An 18,435-nucleotide genomic window follows, 5' to 3' on the forward strand; every position below is an offset into this window, starting at 1 on the left:
GCATCCTGTCGCTAAGCTTTGTTGAGCGACAGAGCATAGTAAACTAATGAGCTATACATTCTTAAGGTATTAAGTTGAGCAGGGTAGCATGAGTATTAAAAATGATCGTTGGATTCGCGAAGCGGCTGCGCAGGGCATGATTGAGCCTTACGAGCCGGGTCAGGTGCGTCAGATAAATGGCGAGAAAATTGTCAGTTACGGTACCAGTAGTTACGGCTATGATGTGCGCTGTGCGCGTGAATTTAAAATTTTCACCAATATCAATTCCACTATCGTTGATCCTAAGGCCTTTGATGAAAAGTCTTTTGTGGATTTTGAGGGGGATGTGTGCATTATTCCACCCAATTCCTTTGCTTTAGCGCGTACGGTAGAGTATTTTCGTATCCCGCGTAATGTACTTACCGTTTGCTTGGGTAAGAGTACTTATGCTCGCTGTGGGATTATTGTCAATGTCACGCCTTTAGAGCCAGAGTGGGAGGGGCATGTGACCTTGGAATTTTCTAATACCACCCCTTTACCTGCCAAAATTTATGCGGGTGAGGGCTGCGCCCAAATGCTTTTCTTTGAAGGGGATGAGGTGTGCGAGGTCTCGTATCGGGATCGTGCTGGTAAGTATCAGGGTCAGACAGGTGTGACCCTGCCTAAAACCTAAATGCAGGCATGCGAGCCATTGGCTAGGTAGTCGTTAAGCCATAGCACCTAAGCATTTGCTGTGCTATGGTTTCTTTTTTTGGAATTAAGCTTTGACCATAGGGGTTATACATGAAGTTCCGTTTTCCTATTGTAATTATTGACGAGGACTTTCGTTCTGACAGTGCGTCTGGTTTTGGTATCCGTGCTTTGGCGGATGCGATTGAGGAAGCAGGAATGGAGGTGTTACCGGTGACCAGCTACGGTGATTTAACCTCTTTTGTGCAGCAACAAAGTCGCGCCAGTGCCTTTATTTTATCGATTGATGATGAGGAGTTCGATTCGGATTCACCTGAAGAGGTGGCCAGTGCGATTCGTCAGTTGCGCGGATTTATTGCCGAGTTACGCTTCCGCAACGATGAAATTCCGATTTATTTGCATGGGGAAACGCGTACCAGTGAGCATTTGCCAAATGATATTTTGCGTGAGTTGCACGGTTTTATTCATATGTTTGAGGATACACCGGAGTTCGTGGCGCGACATATTATTCATGAGGCTAAAAAGTACTTAGACACCCTAGCGCCGCCATTTTTCCGCGCCCTGGTGAATTATGCGCAGGACGGTTCTTATTCTTGGCATTGCCCAGGACATTCGGGTGGGGTGGCCTTTTTAAAAAGCCCGGTGGGGCAAATGTTTCACCAGTTCTTTGGTGAAAATATGCTGCGCGCCGATGTCTGTAATGCGGTGGAAGAGTTAGGTCAGTTATTAGATCACACTGGTCCTGTCGCCGAGTCAGAGCGTAATGCAGCGCGTATTTTTAAAGCCGATCACTGCTACTTTGTGACCAACGGTACCTCAACCTCCAATAAAATCGTTTGGCACGGTACGGTGGCCGAGGGCGACATTGTGGTGGTGGATCGTAACTGTCATAAATCGATTTTGCATGCCATTACCATGACCGGGGCGATTCCCGTGTTTTTACGTCCAACCCGTAACCATCTGGGCATTATCGGTCCAATTCCATTATCTGAGTTTGAGCCAGCCAGTATTGCAGCCAAGATCGCAGCTAACCCTTTTGCGCGTGAGGCATTAAATAAAAAGCCACGGATTTTGACGCTGACACAGGGGACCTATGACGGTATTTTGTATAACGTCGAAATGATTAAGGAAAAGCTTGGTAGCACCATTGATAATCTGCACTTTGATGAGGCATGGTTGCCGCACGCATCTTTCCACGACTTTTATGAAAATATGCATGCCATCGGTGAGAACCGCCCGCGGCCACAGGAGCCCTTAATTTTTGCAACCCACTCGACGCATAAACTCTTAGCCGGTTTGTCGCAAGCCTCACAGATTGTGGTGCAAGAATCCGAAACGCGTCAATTGGATCGTAATATTTTTAACGAAGCCTTTTTAATGCATACCTCCACCTCACCGCAATACGCCATCATCGCCTCTTGTGATGTGGCGGCGCAAATGATGGAGCCGCCGGGTGGCACGGCCTTGGTCGAGGAAAGTATTCGCGAATCCATGGACTTCCGTCGCGCCATGCGCAAGGTCGCTTCCGATTATGGTAAGGACGAATGGTGGTTTAAGGTGTGGGGGCCGCCACGTTTAGTGCATGATGATATTGGGGAGCAGGAGGATTGGTTGCTGGAGCCGGATGATGAATGGCACGGTTTTGCCAATATCAGTGAGGGCTTTACCATGCTGGATCCGATTAAGGCGACCATAATTACCCCAGGCCTGGAGATTTCCGGTGAGTTCGGTGAACGGGGGATCCCAGCAGGACTGGTCAGTAAGTATTTGGCAGAGCATGGTATTGTGGTAGAGAAAACTGGTTTATATAGTTTCTTTATTATGTTTACCATCGGTATTACCAAGGGTCGTTGGAATACCTTAGTGACTGCCTTGCAGCAGTTTAAGGATGATTATGATCGTAATCAGCCTTTATGGCGTTGTATGCCTGATTTTGTTAAGCAGTATCCACGCTATGAAAAAATGGGTTTGGGTGATTTATGTCAACTAGCGCATGAAGCGTACCGCCGTCATGATCTGGCACGTATTACGACCGAGGTCTACTTAAGTGAGATGGAGGCTGCACTACGTCCAGCCGATGCCTTTAATAAGATGACGCGCCGTGAAATTGAACGGGTAGATATTGATGCGCTTGAGGGACGTATTACGGCGGTATTATTAACACCGTACCCGCCGGGTATTCCCTTGTTGATTCCGGGCGAACGTTTTAATCGCACCATTGTGGAGTACTTGCAGTTTGCCTGCGAGTTTAATGCATCTTTCCCGGGCTTTGAGACCATTGTGCACGGTTTAAGCATGGAGCAACGTGAGGACGGCAGCATTCGTTACTACGTTGATTGCTTAGTGGATAAGTGATTGGCCTAGGTATGAGTAGGTCAAAGGTAGCGTCCAATACGCATAGTGATGTGATTATTATCGGCGCAGGGGCGGCAGGCATGATGTGTGCGGCCCGTGCTGCGGCAGCTGGATTATCGGTGCAGTTACTCGACCATGCACAAAAGTTAGGTGAAAAAATCCGCATTTCTGGGGGTGGTCGTTGTAACTTTACTAATCTCGGCGCCAGCTGGGAAAATTATGTCTCGCAAAACCCGCGCTTTGCACGCTATGCCTTAACTTACTATCGGCCGAGTGATTTTCTGGCCTTGTTGGAACGTTATCAAATCCCTTGGCATGAGAAGCATAAGGGTCAGCTGTTTTGTGATCATTCGGCGCAAGACATTATTGATTTATTGAAAAATGAATGTGATGTGGCCGGTGTCCGTTGGCGTATGCCTTGTGCGGTTGAGGGCGTGGAGCGTATGGCGTCAGCTGGGGCGGCGCCGATGTATAGGCTGCAAACCACGGCGGGCGTGTTAAGCGCAGAAAAATTGGTGGTGGCCACGGGTGGCATGGCGATCCCGCTGCTGGGGGCGACTGACTTTGGCTTAAGCTTGGCACGTCAATTCGGTCTCAAAGTCGTGGAACCACGACCTGCCTTAGTGCCTTTGCTATTTCAGGCAGAGCAATGGCAAAGGTTTTCTGAGCTTTCAGGCATCTCATTGGAGGTGCTGATTGCGAATGGGCAGGGCAAAAAAGCGCAGCGCTTTGTGGAGGACGTGCTCTTTACCCATCGCGGTTTATCAGGTCCGGGGGTCTTGCAAATTTCTTCTTACTGGGATGGGCAGTCACCGATTTATTTAAATTTAAACCATCAAAGTAATAACGAGGATTGGCTATTAGAGGAAAAGCGTCGTAGCAAACAACAGTTATTGACGCTGTTAAGTACGATTTGGCCTAAACGCTTGGCTCAATTATGGCCACAGCAGCTAGGCTTTAAAACGGATATACGGCTGGCGGAAGTGGCTGATAAGCGCCTGCGTGAACTCGCCTATGCGATAGAAAACTGGTCGCTTAAGCCAAGTGCTACGGCAGGCTATAAAAAAGCCGAGGCGATGCGTGGCGGTGTTTCCACCGAGGCCTTAAACCAAAAAACGATGGAGGCCAAGGCGGTAGCGGGGCTCTACTTTATCGGCGAGGTGGTTGATATCACCGGTTGGCTAGGTGGCTATAACTTCCAGTGGGCATGGTCCAGCGCTGTGGTCTGTGCCGATGCCATGGCGGCCACTCTGTCAATGGTAAGTGGCCTTGCCCATGCTTAGCGCGGCGCTAGTGGTGGTCTCGCTGTAGATTAATCGCTAAAGTCAATGGCCGAGAGGCGCTTACCTAAGATCACCATCTCGCGACCACTGGGACTGTAGCCTGTGACTCTAAAGCCCTCTTCCGTTTTTTCACCACTTAGAGAGAGCTCAAAATCCCTTTCGGTAAAGCCGAAAAAATCACTTTCATCGCTGGCGCTATACGAGCGGAAGCGAAGACTGGCAACGACATTGCCACCAGCAGTCTCGGTAGTAATAGTACCTGAGTATAAAAACTCATCATCACCACCACGAATACGATTATCTTCGATGACCGTAATACCTGCCTTTGCGGTTGAGCCCTCAACCAATGTTGCGTAGAAACCGTTATCCATTAAATCACTCCTTGATCCTCAGTGATTAGGGCAGAACCCCAAAATACACGCTAAAAGTGTAAGCGTTGATCGTTACATTTTTATTAAATGTATGAATTGCTTAGTTACGATAACAGAAAATTATGAATTGTCATAATTTAAATGTATTTATTTGTGATCAAAATCTGTCTTTGCTATGGCTTTAGCGCTTATTTTCTGTTAATTATTTTAAATATCAGCAAGGGCGTGGCAGCTAATCAATGGCTGTGTTGATTTGATGTGCAGTCCTTGAAAAGGAATGCCACGAAGCGGCCGAATTGCTTTAAAATCCCTTGTTAGATTGTTTGAATGTTAAGCGTCCATGGACTAAGCCTTGGACGCTACGTTGTTAAGGAGAAATTATGTCTTTACCTAATGATCGTAAATACCTGCCAACGCATGAGTGGATTAAGGCAGAGGGTGATGCTTATATTGTAGGCATCACCGACCATGCACAAGAGCAATTAGGTGATATCGTCTTTGTTGGTGAAGTGGAAGTGGGTAAAAAGCTCGCGGCTAAGGAAGTGGCTGCGGTAGTAGAATCGGTTAAAGCCGCCTCAGATATTTATGCGCCGGTAGCGGGTGAAATTATTGAGTTTAACGAGGCCTTAGATGCTGAGCCAAATTTAATCAATGATGACGCATATGGCCATTGGATTTTCAAAATGAAGGTGGATAATCCTGATGATCTGGATGGCCTTTTAGATGGGGCAGCGTACCTTACTGAGCGTGAATAAAAGCACGTCCACAGGGTTTAATCGCAGCCTGCTGGGTGTGCTGCAACGCCATAGGATACGTGCCTTGCCAAGCATGCGCGCGAGCATTATACTTTGCTAGTTACAGACCGTTACTTGAAACTCGCATCAGCTTTCGCACAACGATTTGTTGATCGTGGGCTTTGGTGTGCGTGTCTTTAGCAAGGTTTTGCGTACTGCAAGTACTTGCTGATGGCTTAGGCACACGGTCAGCGTAACGTCGTTTATACAGCTTTGCCGGTAGCGGCAGAAAAAGACATTAGGAGTCAATCAATGCATGTGATAGTGTTAGGTGCTGGTGTTATTGGTACCACCACCGCGTATTATTTAGCTCGTGAGGGTTTTAAAGTAACCGTTATTGAGCGCTTATCACAGGTGGCTCACGAGGCCAGCTATGCAAATGCGGGACAAATCTCGCCGGGTTACTCAACCCCTTGGGCCGCCCCTGGGGTTCCTTTAAAAGCCCTTAAGTGGCTGATGGAAGAGCATGCGCCCTTAGCCATTAAGCCGACCTTGGATATGAGTCAGTATCGCTTTATGTGGCAAATGCTGATGCATTGTAATGCCAAGGATTATGCGATTAATAAGGAGCGCTTAGTACGGATTTCAGAATATAGTCGTGACGTGATGGATAAGCTACGTCAAGAAATTGATATTCACTTTGATGAGCGCCAACTAGGCACCTTGCAGCTGTTCCGTACGCAAAAGCAGGTCGATGCGGCAGCCAAGGATATTGAAGTGCTACGGGAAATGGGCGTCGCCTATGAGCTCCTGGATACGCAGGGTGTGGCACGGGTGGAGCCTGCCTTGGCCAAGGTATCACACAAGATTGCCGGCGGTTTACGACTGCCCGGTGACCAAACGGGTGATTGCTTGAAATTTACCACGAAATTAGCAGAAAAAGCCAAGGAGCTCGGCGTCGAATTTCGCTTTGAGCAAAAATTAGAGCGTTTTGAATTAGAACGTGGTGCCATCAAGGGCGTGATTATTAATGGCAAAAAGGAAACGGCAGATCACTATGTGGTTTGCTTAGGTTCTTTTACACCACAGTTTATTAAGCCATTAGGTTTAAATGCGCCGATCTACCCGATGAAGGGCTACTCAATCACCGTACCTATCACCAATCCTGAAATGGCGCCGGTATCTACGGTATTGGATGAAACCTATAAAGTTGCGGTCACCCGCTTTGATGATCGCATCCGTATCGGTGGTATGGCTGAATTACGTGGTTTTGATTACAGCCTCAATCCGAAGCGTGAAGCCACCTTAAGAATGATTTGCCAGGATCTCTATCCTGAAGGCGGTGACTTAAGTGGTGACGTCTCGTTCTGGACAGGTTTAAGACCCAAAACCCCTGACTGCACACCGATCATTGGTAAAACGAAGTATCCTAATCTCTTTATTAATGCCGGTCACGGTACCTTAGGTTGGACCATGGCCTGCGGTTCGGCCCAGTTATCAGCGCATTTACTGGCTAATAAAACGCCAGAAATCAGTATTCAGGGCTTAGATATTTCGCGTTATTAAGTTTTTTTATATTGTTTATGAAACCCCTTGTGTGAGCACAAGGGGTTAGCTTAGGTTGCACAAAAAATCCATACGTGGATAGGAGATAGATAGGAGATCCATATGAAACAGAAGTTTTTAATTGCGATGGCGTATATGTCGGTCGTTATTGGTGGTGGTTTTGCCTCGGGTCGTGAGGTGATTGAGTTCTTTACCGGCTATGGGGCTTGGGGTATAGGTGGTTCATTGGTAGCGGCCTTTTTATTTGCCTTTGTCGGTATGCAAATTGCTCAGATCAGTTCCAGAATGCAGGCTAAATCACATCATCAGGTGTTGGCTCGTTTATTCGGTAGTACCGGCGGTGCCTTAGTGGATTATTTATTGATATTTTTCCTCTTTGGCGTTGGCGTGATTATGTTGGCAGGGGCAGGTTCCACCTTTGCGCAGCAGTTCGGTTGGGATAGGTTGACGGGCTCAATTGTGATGGCAGTCGTGGTTGTATTAACGCTATGTCTGAACCTGAAAAGCATCATTTATTTAATCAGTGCAGTGATTCCCTTTTTGTTACTGGTGATTTTATCGGTGATGGCTTATGCTGTTTTTAATGGTACCTTCGATGTAGCAGCGCAAGACCTGCATGCCGAGCAATTTAGTGTGATTAACTTACTCGGTTGGGAGGTGCCTAGTTGGTTTATGAGTGGCGTGCTCTATGCCGCTTTTAACGTGGGCGTGGGTTTCCCTATGTTAGCCGTGATTGGCGGTATGACCAAATCAGAAAGTGCTGCTGGTCAAGGGGGTATTTTAGGTGGTTTAGGCCTAGGTGTTTTAATCGTATTCCTCAATATCGCACTGTATCTTAATATTGATAAATTGCACGCGATTGAAGTGCCGACCCTCTTACTTTCTTCTCAAATGCACCCGCTGTTAGGCTACGTTACCGTGGCTGCGCTGTTTGCGATGATTTACAGTACGGCGGTGGGCATGTTCTTTGCTTTCGCCTCACGCTGGGCTGCTCCTAATAGCAGTAAATTCCGTGTGATCGCAGTGCTAAGTACTGTGGTTGGGGTGGTTTTAAGTCAGTTCGGCTTTGGTAGATTAGTGGGTTCCGTGTATCCGCTGATGGGTGTACTGGGTGTCGTGATTATTATCGCGATTATGTGGTATTGGCTAAAGACCAGAAAAGCGGCTTAAGCTAAGCGTTACAGGGACTGATGTAAAGCGATTGAAGCCATCAGTCCCTTTTCTTTTTTAGGGGTGCTAAAGACGATGCGTTGGCGCTGAACGCATCGAGGCGTAATACGCTTGTCTACGCTGGCTTGATTGGTCGCCCAGGCGGCTTAGCTGGCGAGTAGACCCCTAAGCTCAGCTTTATTACTAATCACATCTGCCAAGGTATATTGATTAAGCACATTTAAAAAGCTTTGCGTAGCCTCAAAAAAGATGCGTTTCAGTTGACAGCGTGGTGAAATCTTGCAGTGGCTCGCCGTTAGCTCAGTTGTTGCTAGCGCTTGCCCCTGGCGCTGTGGCCTAAAGAATAACTCCTTATCCAAGGGGGCAAAGCATTCGACCAGGTTAAAGTCCACCTCGGTCTGCTTAATCACCTCAGCTAAATTAATACTGGCGGGTGATTTAGCTAAGCGAATGCCGCCGTTACGACCACGGACACTTTCAATGTAGCCAATGGTCGCTAATTGGTGGATAATTTTTGTTAAGTGGTTTTGCGAGATCTCAAATTCCTCGGCAATATTTTTAATATTCAGCAATTTCTCTTGATCTTCTTGGATAGCCAAGAAGATCAGACAGCGTAAAGCGTAATCACTATAGGTAGTTAAGCGCATCGTCTCAGCTTTTCTTTATTTAAAATTATGTAGATTACCCAAAAAGACCGTCAACACGATTTTTGCAAAGTATTGGAATATAACTCACACAGAATAAGGCAAAGCTAATAATCCAAGCGGTCTGAGCAATCATAATCCACATTATATAGTGATCCATACTAAAGAGCGGCAAGATAACGCGTGCGAGAAAAGCGATTACCATCAACATGAAAAGCCACGGTACGGTTTTAGGTGGTTGATGAATATTGCGCCCCGTATGCCCTAAAGAAACGCGAGAAATCATGGCGATGGTGATCATGCCGATACCAGAAAGGGCCAGACCATGCACTGCAATACTATGCGTGCCAAGATGAAATAAGTAGTGCAAGGCATAGAGTACTAAGCCAATACACATGCCAATGAAGCCCAGAAAAAGTGACCAGAGCAAGGGTTTGGTCCAAATGGCAGGGTGATACCAACCCCTTAAACGGATAAGATTCACTACCGCTGTAGCGATTGCGCTGACGCTGACCAAGATGGGGTTAGGGAAAAAGATATCAAAGATCATAAAGGCTAGGAAAAACACTAAACTCAAGCTATCTAGCGTTTTGGAATTGCGGATACTCAGTTCAATCGTTGGATTGTCGTAGCTTAAACCCTTCTGAATAAAAAAGGGCGTGACCCGACGACCAACGGTGAGTACGAGGGCAATCAGGAGGTAAAAACCTAAGTAAATACCAATGCGCATTAATTCAATATTGCCATTGAAGATTGCAAGATAACAAAGTGCGTTGCTGAGCGTGAGCAGCAGAATCTTGGCTACAATACCGGCTTGGCGCTTTTGCTTTACTTTAAGTACTGCCCGCACAACGGTATAGCACATTAAAATCATAAAGCTCATATCCGCTATAAAAGCAATCACCATCATGCTATAACTGATGGCTTGGCCGGGATTAAAAGCGACTACTGCCCATAAACAACGTGCCACAGCCCACGGCGCAAAGATGCCGAGTAAGCGATAGCCATAGGGCATGGTGACACCGGTCCATGTTTGTACTGCGGTCAGTAAAAAACCTGCCACAATGGCCATGGTATAACCATAAAACATCTCATGCGCATGCCAATAAAAGGGATGAAATATCTGAGCAGCTAAGCTTAGTTTCCCGGTAAAAACAAATATCCACAGGAACATGGTGATGATCGCAAAGAGGGCACCACTCGCAAAAAAGATCCTGAATCCCATATTCAGGATAGGGTGCGGTGCCGAAGGCTTGGGTCCCGGGGCATGAATTTGCAGCATAGTAGACTCCTAAGACAATTATTATATTATGTATTTTATCTGCATATTATACGCTGAGGACGTTGCTTTGTCTAAGTAAAAGGACAATGATGACTATCGGCGGCTTGATTTTCTCTGCAGCGTCTTCTTTTTAGGGTAAATGGCTAAACTGGCTGTTATTGCGATAGTTTAAAGGCACTAATTGCTGCAATCCCATGGGCATGATGCGCTTGGGCAACTTCCAGATCAGTAGGACGCAATCCCCCAATGGCATAGACGGGACGGGAGGCTTGGGCGGCCAGTTCGGCAAATTTGTGCCACCCCATGGCGGCCTCATTTGGATGACTGCTACTAGCTAGTACATGCCCTAGGAGCATAAAATCCGCCGCCAATCGCCGTGCATTTAGGATATCGCCGAGATGATGGCAGGAGACTCCGAGTAGTTTGCTCTCTGCCAGGGGACGCTCTTCAAGCAGGATGGCATCAGCGGCGCGTAGTTGTACGCCATCTGCCGCTGCCCACCAGGCCTTGGGGTGCACGCTATTAATGAGTAATTTGGCCCCTTGAGCATGACAAAGTGCCAGCATATGCTCAAATAGTCGCTTTAGCTTAGGGCAAGCAGTCCCCGTTGGCCATTGGGGCTGACGGAACTGAAATAAGCGCACGCCTCGTTGAATTGCCTGTGCCACGTATTGGTTTAGCTCCTCGGGATCACTCTCCGGATGCCAAGCGGGGCTAATCGCATATAAGGCAGAAAGCTCACTTAACCAGCGCAAGGGTGCAATTGAGGCGGGGAGTAGCTTATCCAAGGTGGCCGCATCCTCGGCTTTAAACCAGCGTACACCCTGTTGACCCTCAATGCCTTTAGGCTCACCGTCCCAGGCAGTGACAAGGAAAAAGGCTAAGCGGACGCGGGTTTTAGGATATTCATAGTCATAGCATACCCATGGGCTTGCTGTGGTGATTTGAATACCCAGCTCCTCCTTCAGTTCGCGCCCAAGGGCTGCGAGTGCCGTTTCCCCGGTTTCGATTTTGCCGCCTGGAAATTCCCACCAGTCGGGCCAGGACTTATCCCTAGGTCGTTGAGCTAATAACACCTCACCGGCGGCATTAATTAATACACCGACAGCGACATTCAGAAAGGGTTTGGTTGCAGACATAGGCGCTCCCGCAAGAATAAGTGAATATCATCGACTAGTCTTTTAGGTGTCGAGCGGTCCAATCACGGGCAAAATGCCGTGCCACCCGACCGGAACGTGAGCCACGCTCAAGCGTCCATTGTAAGGCCTCGGTGCGGCTTGTTTCGATGTGCTCCTGTGGGCAGCCCATTTGTTGTAGCCAGTATCTAACAATGGCTAAGTATTGGTCTTGGCTAAATGGATAGAATGATAGCCAGATACCAAAGCGCTCGGAGAGTGAGATTTTCTCCTCCACTGCTTCGCCCGGATGAATCTCACCCTGTGGTCCGCTACTGTGCTCTAGATTTTCCGTGTGATATTCAGGCATCAAATGACGTCGATTGGAGGTGGCGTAAATCAGTAAATTGTCGGCACTATCGGCAATGGAGCCGTCTAAAATAGACTTTAAAGCCTTGTAGCCCGATTCACCCTGCTCAAAAGATAAGTCATCGCAGAAAATAACAAAGCGCTCGCTGCGCTCACGTACCAGATCGGCTATTTCACTGAGATCAGCTAAATCATCCTTATCAATTTCGATTAAGCGTAAGCCCGCATCGGCAAATTGGCTCAGCATGGCGCGCACTAAGGAGCTTTTACCCGTGCCGCGAGTGCCAGTCATTAAGACATTATTCGCTGGTTTGCCTTGTACAAACATACGGGTATTGCGTTCTAAAATTTCCTTTTGACGCTCAACATGCAATAAATCGACCGGTTCAATTGTGTCGATCTTATAAATAGGTGCTAACCAGGCCGTATTTCCCTTGCGCCGCCAACGATAAGCAATCGCATTCCAATCGGTCGCTGGTGGGGTGGGCGGCAACCACGCTTGCAATTGTAATAACACCTGATGCGCTGTTCGCATCAATTCTGGCAAACTGGGCGTGGTTTCATCGGTGTGAGCGTGGTGTGGCTCATTGAGTGCTTTCTTAAGTTTTTTGTGCTTCGTCATAAAATATAAAATCTTGGGCTATACAATGATAATCTGAATGGATGGCTACAAGATTAGCACCGCTAATTTTTAAAATGGCAAAATTTCCCCTATAATAGAATGATTTTAATTTCAAAGAGTTTATTGAGGGGTAGGCAGCGTAGCCGAATTGCCATAAAAAGCATAGGGGCGGCCCATACTTGTTTATCATTCAATAAAGTTTTTAATTTAATTTTAAATTATCAGGAAGAGTCTTGAGCGCTACGCAGATTTTAAGTCCTATCTCGCAGGATATGGCAGCAGTTGACTTCGTTATACGTTCCTATTTGAATTCAGAAGTCGTGATGATTCGCACCGTTGGTGAGTATATTATCGGTTCCGGTGGCAAGCGACTGCGCCCGGCCTTGGTGCTGATGATTGCCAATGCACTGGGCTATCAGCCGCGAGAGCAGGAGTTTCAGGATCATCATTTATTGGCAGCAACGGTGGAGTTTATTCATACTTCAACCTTATTACACGATGATGTGGTAGATGAGTCCGATCTACGTCGCGGTCGGGAGACGGCAAATGCCGTCTTTGGTAATGCCGCCAGTGTGCTAGTGGGTGATTATTTATACTCACGCTCTTTTGAGATGATGGTGTCGGTGGACCGCATGGAGATTTTGCGAGTGCTTTCTCAAGCTACCACAGTGATTGCTGAGGGCGAGGTGCTGCAGCTGCTCAATGTTCATGATCCGGATGTGTCAGTTGAGCGTTATATGCAGGTGGTGCGCTACAAAACAGCCAAGCTGTTTGAGGCTTCAGCCGAGATTGGTGCGATTATTTGCGATGTGTCCGATGAGCTAAGAGAGGCGGCTGCTGCGTATGGTCGCCATATGGGTACCGCCTTCCAGTTGATTGATGATGTGCTGGATTATTCTGGTGATGCCGAGGCGCTTGGCAAAAACGTCGGTGATGATTTACGTGAGGGTAAGCCAACCTTGCCCCTAATTCGTGTGATGGAAGTAGGTGATGCGGCGCAAGTTAAACTGATTCGCGATGCCATTGAGACGGGTGATGCGAATTTTGCCGAGGTAGCCGCTGCCATTCAGTCGACGGATGCTTTGCAATACACCCGTGCCTTGGCAGAGCGTGAGGCTAGGTTAGCCGAAGAGGCGATTGCCGATTTCCCCGATTCTATTTTTAAACAGTCACTCCTTCAATTGGCTCGCTTTGCCATTGAGCGAGACAATTAATTTATTACTAAGGAGATAGCCATGCCTGCTTATCGTTCTAAAACCTCCACCCATGGGCGTAATATGGCGGGTGCGCGTGCACTATGGCGCGCCACCGGTATTCAGGACAAGGACTTCGGCAAACCGATTATTGCTGTGGTTAACTCATTTGTTGAGTTTGTGCCGGGTCATGTCCACTTAAAGGATATGGGTCAATTAGTGGCTCGTGAGATTGAGGCGGCCGGTGGTATCGCCAAGGAGTTTAATACCATTGCCGTGGATGACGGGATTGCCATGGGGCATGATGGTATGTTGTACTCATTACCATCGCGCGAACTAATCGCCGATTCCGTCGAGTATATGATTAATGCGCATTGTGTTGATGCCATGGTTTGTATCTCGAATTGCGACAAAATCACCCCCGGGATGTTGATGGCGGCCTTACGCTTAAATATCCCTACCGTCTTTGTTTCTGGCGGTCCGATGGAAGCGGGCGAGATGCCTGCGGCGGCAAGTGGTGAGCAGGTGATTAAGCTTGACTTAGTGGATGCCATGATTAAGGCAGGCGATCCTGAGGTGTCTGATGAAGAAACGGCCTTGGTTGAGCAAAATGCCTGTCCTACCTGTGGTTCGTGCTCCGGTATGTTTACTGCTAACTCCATGAACTGTTTAAACGAGGCCTTGGGCCTAGCCCTACCGGGTAATGGCTCGATCGTAGCGACCCATGCAGCACGTAAGGAGCTGTTCTTAGAGGCTGGTCGTAAAATCATGGAATTGACCAAGCGCTATTATGAAAATGACGATAGCTCAGCCTTGCCGCGTGGTATTGCGACCAAGGCGGCCTTTGAAAATGCCATGACCCTTGATGTGGCCATGGGCGGTTCAACTAATACGGTTTTACATATTTTAGCGGCAGCGCAAGAGGCAGCAGTGGACTTTACCATGAAGGACATTGATCGCATCTCGCGTCATACGCCTTGCCTCTGTAAAGTGGCACCAGCAACCTCGCAATATCATATGCAGGACGTACACCGTGCCGGTGGCGTCATTGGTATTTTGGCGGAATTAAATCGTGCCGGTTTGTTGGATACCACAGCAAAGCACGTGGCAGGCCAGGATCTGGCGGATGTCTTACAGCGCTGGGATGTGATGTCGGAGAGCTGTAGCGAGGAAGCGGCGAAGTTCTACCGTGCTGGTATCGGTGGTGTACGTACGGTCAAGGCCTTTAGTCAAAATAACTACCATGAGCAGCTGGATACCGATCGTGTCGCTGGTTGTATTCGTGACAAGGCGCATGCCTATTCGCAGGATGGTGGCTTAGCCGTCCTCTATGGCAATTTAGCCCCTAACGGTTGTATTGTTAAAACGGCCGGCGTGGATGAAAGTATTTTAACCTTTACCGGTAAAGCGGTAATTTTTGAGAGTCAGGATGCGGCAACTGAGGGCATTTTAGGCGATCAGGTCAAAGCGGGCGATGTGGTGATTATTCGTTATGAGGGTCCTAAAGGCGGGCCCGGCATGCAGGAGATGCTGTATCCCACCTCCTACCTTAAGTCTAAGGGCTTAGGCGCTAAGGCAGCGTTGTTGACGGATGGTCGCTTCTCCGGCGGTTCCTCTGGTTTGGTGATTGGTCATGCTTCACCAGAAGCGGCAGAAGGTGGCAATATCGGCTTAGTAGAAGAAGGCGATCGCATCGAGATCGATATTCCGAATCGCACCATCCGCTTAGCCATCAGTGATGAGGAATTAGCAGCGCGACGCGAGCGTATGGAAGCGCGTGGTGCGGATGCCTGGAAGCCCCTGCAACGTGAGCGCTATGTATCGCAAGCGCTACGTGCCTATGCCGCATTAGCCACCTCGGCTGACCGCGGTGCGGTTAGAGATGTCTCTCAGGTAGAGCGCAGACGTTAGACCTTAATCAAGGCTTTGAGGCTTGATTTTTGAGGATGAGCGTAGGCTAGGGAGCGGTCACCGCATGGGTGTATCGCTCTTTTTTCATTTAGATGAAAAATCAATTAGGAGTAGCGTAGCATGCTTGCACAACAGGAAATTCAGACACAGCATGAGGGCGCCAAGCAGTCAAGCGAGATCTTATATCAGGAGCTGCAAAATGATATTCGTTTCTTGGGACGTTTATTAGGTTTAAGTATCCAGGAATCCGAGGGCCAAGCTTTATTTGAGCAGATTGAGAATCTGCGCCGTCAAGCCGTGAGTGTACGTCGAACGGTGGTTGAGCAAACGGGCGATGAGGAGAAAAAGCAGGAAGTCATGCAGTCCTTGATTGATGAAATCAATCAAAAAAGCGATCAGGAGTTAAAGTCCTTAAGTCGTGCCTTTAGCTATTTTATGCACTTATCCAATATTGCCGAGGATAGATTGCAGCGGCGTTTGGATCATTTGGACCACCAAGTGGATAGACCCAATATGCATGGTTTAAGCGTGACCTTAGCGCGTTTAAATGAGGCCGGCGTATCAAGCCAGACGGTTTATGATTATTTGGATGAGCTAAATATTGTACCGGTACTGACCGCACACCCTACGGAGGTACAGCGTAAGAGTATCTTGGATCGTCATCAAGTCATTTCCGACTCCCTACGTGAGTATCATCTTATTGATGAGCCGCGCCAAAAGGAAGCCATAGCGGAGCGTATTTTGGGGCAGATTCAACTGTTGTGGTATACGCGTATGCTGCGCTTTGATAAGCTGACCGTTGCCGATGAGATTGATAATGCACTGAATTTTTATAACTCCACTTTCCTGCAGGTGATACCACAGCTTTACAGCAAGATGTATAAGTACCTGAGCAAGGATGTTAAGGTTGATAGCACAAAGGTTGCGCGCTTTTTGAGCATGGGCTCTTGGATCGGTGGTGACCGTGACGGTAATCCCTTTGTCAATGCCGATACCTTAAAAATGGCGATTTCCAAGCAGGCGGCGACAATTTTTAATCATTATTTAGCCGAAGTGCATGCCTTGGGTACTGAGTTGTCCTTAAGTGAAGCCTTTGCCCCAGCCTCGGAGGAGTTGCGTGAATTGGCTGAGCGTAGCCATGACCGCTCACCGCATCGTGAGGATGAACCCTATCGTCGAGCCATGATTGGTATGTATGCGCGTTTGGCAGCAACGGCTAAGCGTCTGAGCAATGGGCAAATTAGCCTAGCACAGGCAGAGTTTGGGCGTGTCTATGAAAGTGCCGAGGAGTTTTTGCATGATTTAACTATCGTCGCCAATTCCTTAAATACCTATCATGCGACGCGGGTAACCGATCTGCGTTTAAAAAATTTAATTTATGCGGTCAATGTCTTTGGCTTTCACTTGGCCACCATTGACTTGCGTCAAAGCTCCGATGTGCATGAACGTGTGTTAGAAGAAGTGTTTTTGCGTGCCGGGGTGCAGTTTAACGGTAAAAAGCTCATTTATAGCGAGTTGAGTGAGGAGCAAAAGTGCGAGTTTTTACTTAAGGAATTAGCGGAGATTCGTCCTTTAGTGGCTTCGTGGCAGGAATATAGCGAAAAGACTGAGCGTGAATTAGAGATTTTGCGAAGCGCAGCGGCGATTCGTCAGCAGTACGGCTATCGTGCCATTACCCAAAGCATTGTCTCCCATACCGAGACGCTCAGCGATATGCTTGAGCTCTTGTTATTACAGCAAGAAACCGGTTTATTGCCTGTGGCCATGGATGCTCAGGGCGAGTTGCTCCCTTTTAAGGCCAATGAAGGCTTAATTGTAGTACCGCTTTTTGAAACCATTCCTGATCTACAAGCGGGCGCAAAGATTATGGACCAATGGCTTTCCATTCCATGGGTCAAGCAGCGCATTATGGAGTCGCAGGGCGGCATCCAAGAGGTGATGCTAGGTTATTCCGACAGCAATAAAGACGGTGGTTATTTAACCTCCAACTGGTCGCTCTATGAAACGGAATTAGCCTTGGTAGAGGTCTTTAAAAAGCATGGTGTGGCCATACGCTTGTTCCATGGTCGTGGCGGTTCTGTCGGTCGTGGTGGTGGTCCAACTTATGAAGCGATTTTGGCGCAACCAGCAGGTACTGTGCAAGGTAAGATTCGCCTAACCGAACAGGGTGAGGTGATTCAGTTTAAGTATAAAACACCTCAAACCGGATTGTGGAACTTGGAGCAGATTGTGACTGCCACCTTGCAAGCCAGTTTATTAAGTAAAAACGCGGCGCAAACTGGTGAGGAGGCCTGCGCCTTAGATGCAAAGGCTTGCGCTGAGCGAGGTTATCATGCGGTGGTGCAGTTTATGTCCACGTGCTCGGAAAAAGCCTATCGTGAGCTAGTTTATGGCACCGAGGGCTTTGCAAACTACTTTGTTGAGAGTACCACCGTGCGTCAAATTGCCGAGTTAAATATCGGCTCTCGTCCCGCCTCCCGTAAGGCTGGGCACCGGATTGAGGACTTGCGTGCGATACCATGGACCTTCTCATGGGCACAGTGCCGTTTAATGATTCCAGGTTGGTACGGTATGGGTACGGCACTACAAGCCTTTATTGAAGAGGGGATGGTAGATGCGGAGGGGCATGACTATCAGGCATGGTCGCGCGCGGAACGACTGCAACTATTGCGTAACATGGCGCAGGAATGGCCTTTCTTTAATACCCTCTTATCTAATATGGAAATGGTCTTGGCCAAAACCGATATCGCCATCGGTCGTCAGTACAGCACCTTGGTGCAGGATGAGGCACTACGAGAGGCGGTATTTAGCCAGATAGAAAAAGAGCTCGCTTTAACCTTAAGCTATTTTAAAGAGGTAGTGCAGCACGATTTATTGGCTGATAATACCAATCTTAAAAATGCTTTACAGGAGCGTTTTCTTTACGTCGATCCTTTGAACTATCTGCAAGTGAAGTTACTACATCGTTTGCGTGAAGTGGGCGAGGATACGGCTGAGAGCGCCGCCGAGCGTGGTAGTATTGCCCGTTCGGTGTTGATGACGATTAATGGCATTGCCACTGGTTTACGCAATACGGGTTGATTGAAGCGTGTGCTTTAGAAGGCGCCCGCCGCCTGTGGGCACCTTGATTGAGCTGTAGCTGAGCTGTGAG

Annotated in this window: 14 protein-coding genes; 9 read left to right on the forward strand and 5 right to left on the reverse strand. The window is 48.0% G+C overall.

The features are described 5' to 3' along the window. The first annotated feature begins 88 nt into the window (after positions 1–88). The 3 genes from dcd to A3GA_RS0101210 all read left to right on the forward strand — a co-directional run bounded on the left by dcd (position 89) and on the right by A3GA_RS0101210 (position 4,307). Positions 89–652 (forward strand): dCTP deaminase, encoded by a 564-nt coding sequence (gene dcd / locus A3GA_RS0101200; RefSeq protein ID WP_018025557.1) that lies wholly within the window; start codon positions 89–91, stop codon positions 650–652. Between the two features lie 110 nt (positions 653–762). Then, on the forward strand, positions 763–3,024 hold the full coding sequence (locus A3GA_RS0101205) for an arginine/lysine/ornithine decarboxylase (protein WP_018025559.1): 2,262 nt from the start codon (positions 763–765) through the stop codon (positions 3,022–3,024). Between the two features lie 11 nt (positions 3,025–3,035). Next, positions 3,036–4,307 carry a BaiN/RdsA family NAD(P)/FAD-dependent oxidoreductase gene (locus A3GA_RS0101210; protein ID WP_051052485.1) on the forward strand — a complete coding sequence of 424 codons (1,272 nt, stop codon included), beginning with the start codon at positions 3,036–3,038 and terminating at the stop codon, positions 4,305–4,307. Positions 4,308–4,336: 29 nt separating this feature from the next. Here A3GA_RS0101210 and A3GA_RS0101215 read toward each other — a convergent pair whose 3' ends face one another. Then, positions 4,337–4,678 carry a GrlR family regulatory protein gene (locus tag A3GA_RS0101215; RefSeq protein ID WP_018025561.1) on the reverse strand — a complete coding sequence of 114 codons (342 nt, stop codon included), beginning with the start codon at positions 4,676–4,678 and terminating at the stop codon, positions 4,337–4,339. Positions 4,679–5,058: 380 nt separating this feature from the next. Between A3GA_RS0101215 and gcvH the strand changes: the two genes are divergently transcribed. From gcvH to A3GA_RS0101235, 3 genes are all read left to right on the forward strand, one after another. After that, on the forward strand, positions 5,059–5,433 hold the full coding sequence (gene gcvH, locus A3GA_RS0101225) for a glycine cleavage system protein GcvH (RefSeq protein WP_018025563.1): 375 nt from the start codon (positions 5,059–5,061) through the stop codon (positions 5,431–5,433). Positions 5,434–5,724: 291 nt separating this feature from the next. After that, positions 5,725–6,978, forward strand: a complete 1,254-nt coding sequence (locus tag A3GA_RS0101230) for a D-amino acid dehydrogenase (RefSeq protein ID WP_018025564.1) — start codon at positions 5,725–5,727, stop codon at positions 6,976–6,978. 102 nt (positions 6,979–7,080) lie between these two features. Then, the gene (locus A3GA_RS0101235) at positions 7,081–8,148 is read left to right on the forward strand and encodes a YkvI family membrane protein (protein ID WP_018025565.1); all 1,068 of its coding nucleotides are present in this window, start codon (positions 7,081–7,083) and stop codon (positions 8,146–8,148) included. Between the two features lie 146 nt (positions 8,149–8,294). Here A3GA_RS0101235 and A3GA_RS0101240 read toward each other — a convergent pair whose 3' ends face one another. The 4 genes from A3GA_RS0101240 to A3GA_RS0101255 all read right to left on the reverse strand — a co-directional run bounded on the left by A3GA_RS0101240 (position 8,295) and on the right by A3GA_RS0101255 (position 12,180). Next, positions 8,295–8,795 carry an RrF2 family transcriptional regulator gene (locus A3GA_RS0101240; RefSeq protein ID WP_018025566.1) on the reverse strand — a complete coding sequence of 167 codons (501 nt, stop codon included), beginning with the start codon at positions 8,793–8,795 and terminating at the stop codon, positions 8,295–8,297. A gap of 34 nt (positions 8,796–8,829) precedes the next feature. Continuing rightward, a complete protein-coding gene (locus tag A3GA_RS0101245; protein WP_018025567.1) occupies positions 8,830–10,074 on the reverse strand; it encodes an NnrS family protein in 1,245 nt (414 codons plus the stop codon). Positions 10,075–10,229: 155 nt separating this feature from the next. Further along, positions 10,230–11,213, reverse strand: coding sequence for a Nudix family hydrolase (locus tag A3GA_RS0101250; protein ID WP_018025568.1), 984 nt, complete (start codon positions 11,211–11,213; stop codon positions 10,230–10,232). A 34-nt stretch (positions 11,214–11,247) separates the two neighbouring features. Continuing rightward, on the reverse strand, positions 11,248–12,180 hold the full coding sequence (locus A3GA_RS0101255) for an ATP-binding protein (protein WP_018025569.1): 933 nt from the start codon (positions 12,178–12,180) through the stop codon (positions 11,248–11,250). A 233-nt stretch (positions 12,181–12,413) separates the two neighbouring features. Between A3GA_RS0101255 and A3GA_RS0101260 the strand changes: the two genes are divergently transcribed. From A3GA_RS0101260 to ppc, 3 genes are all read left to right on the forward strand, one after another. Then, the gene (locus A3GA_RS0101260) at positions 12,414–13,394 is read left to right on the forward strand and encodes a polyprenyl synthetase family protein (RefSeq protein ID WP_018025570.1); all 981 of its coding nucleotides are present in this window, start codon (positions 12,414–12,416) and stop codon (positions 13,392–13,394) included. A gap of 21 nt (positions 13,395–13,415) precedes the next feature. Then, a complete protein-coding gene (gene ilvD, locus A3GA_RS0101265) occupies positions 13,416–15,284 on the forward strand; it encodes a dihydroxy-acid dehydratase (RefSeq protein ID WP_018025571.1) in 1,869 nt (622 codons plus the stop codon). A gap of 120 nt (positions 15,285–15,404) precedes the next feature. Beyond that, complete coding sequence (gene ppc / locus A3GA_RS0101270; protein ID WP_018025572.1) at positions 15,405–18,365, forward strand: phosphoenolpyruvate carboxylase; 2,961 nt, start codon at positions 15,405–15,407, stop codon at positions 18,363–18,365. Positions 18,366–18,435 lie beyond the last annotated feature (70 nt).

Origin of the sequence: Oligella urethralis DSM 7531, from assembly GCF_000372065.1 — a bacterium.
Classification (GTDB): Bacteria; Pseudomonadota; Gammaproteobacteria; order Burkholderiales; family Burkholderiaceae_B; genus Oligella; species Oligella urethralis.

Bases quoted from the DNA above. Each gene is read 5' to 3' on its own strand.
- dcd (WP_018025557.1), top strand. From the start codon at position 89: ATGAGTATTAAAAATGATCGTTGGATTCGCGAAGCGGCTGCGCAGGGC.
- A3GA_RS0101205 (WP_018025559.1), top strand. From the start codon at position 763: ATGAAGTTCCGTTTTCCTATTGTAATTATTGACGAGGACTTTCGTTCT.
- A3GA_RS0101210 (WP_051052485.1), top strand. From the start codon at position 3,036: ATGAGTAGGTCAAAGGTAGCGTCCAATACGCATAGTGATGTGATTATT.
- A3GA_RS0101215 (WP_018025561.1), bottom strand. From the start codon at position 4,678: ATGGATAACGGTTTCTACGCAACATTGGTTGAGGGCTCAACCGCAAAG.
- gcvH (WP_018025563.1), top strand. From the start codon at position 5,059: ATGTCTTTACCTAATGATCGTAAATACCTGCCAACGCATGAGTGGATT.
- A3GA_RS0101230 (WP_018025564.1), top strand. From the start codon at position 5,725: ATGCATGTGATAGTGTTAGGTGCTGGTGTTATTGGTACCACCACCGCG.
- A3GA_RS0101235 (WP_018025565.1), top strand. From the start codon at position 7,081: ATGAAACAGAAGTTTTTAATTGCGATGGCGTATATGTCGGTCGTTATT.
- A3GA_RS0101240 (WP_018025566.1), bottom strand. From the start codon at position 8,795: ATGCGCTTAACTACCTATAGTGATTACGCTTTACGCTGTCTGATCTTC.
- A3GA_RS0101245 (WP_018025567.1), bottom strand. From the start codon at position 10,074: ATGCTGCAAATTCATGCCCCGGGACCCAAGCCTTCGGCACCGCACCCT.
- A3GA_RS0101250 (WP_018025568.1), bottom strand. From the start codon at position 11,213: ATGTCTGCAACCAAACCCTTTCTGAATGTCGCTGTCGGTGTATTAATT.
- A3GA_RS0101255 (WP_018025569.1), bottom strand. From the start codon at position 12,180: ATGACGAAGCACAAAAAACTTAAGAAAGCACTCAATGAGCCACACCAC.
- ilvD (WP_018025571.1), top strand. From the start codon at position 13,416: ATGCCTGCTTATCGTTCTAAAACCTCCACCCATGGGCGTAATATGGCG.
- ppc (WP_018025572.1), top strand. From the start codon at position 15,405: ATGCTTGCACAACAGGAAATTCAGACACAGCATGAGGGCGCCAAGCAG.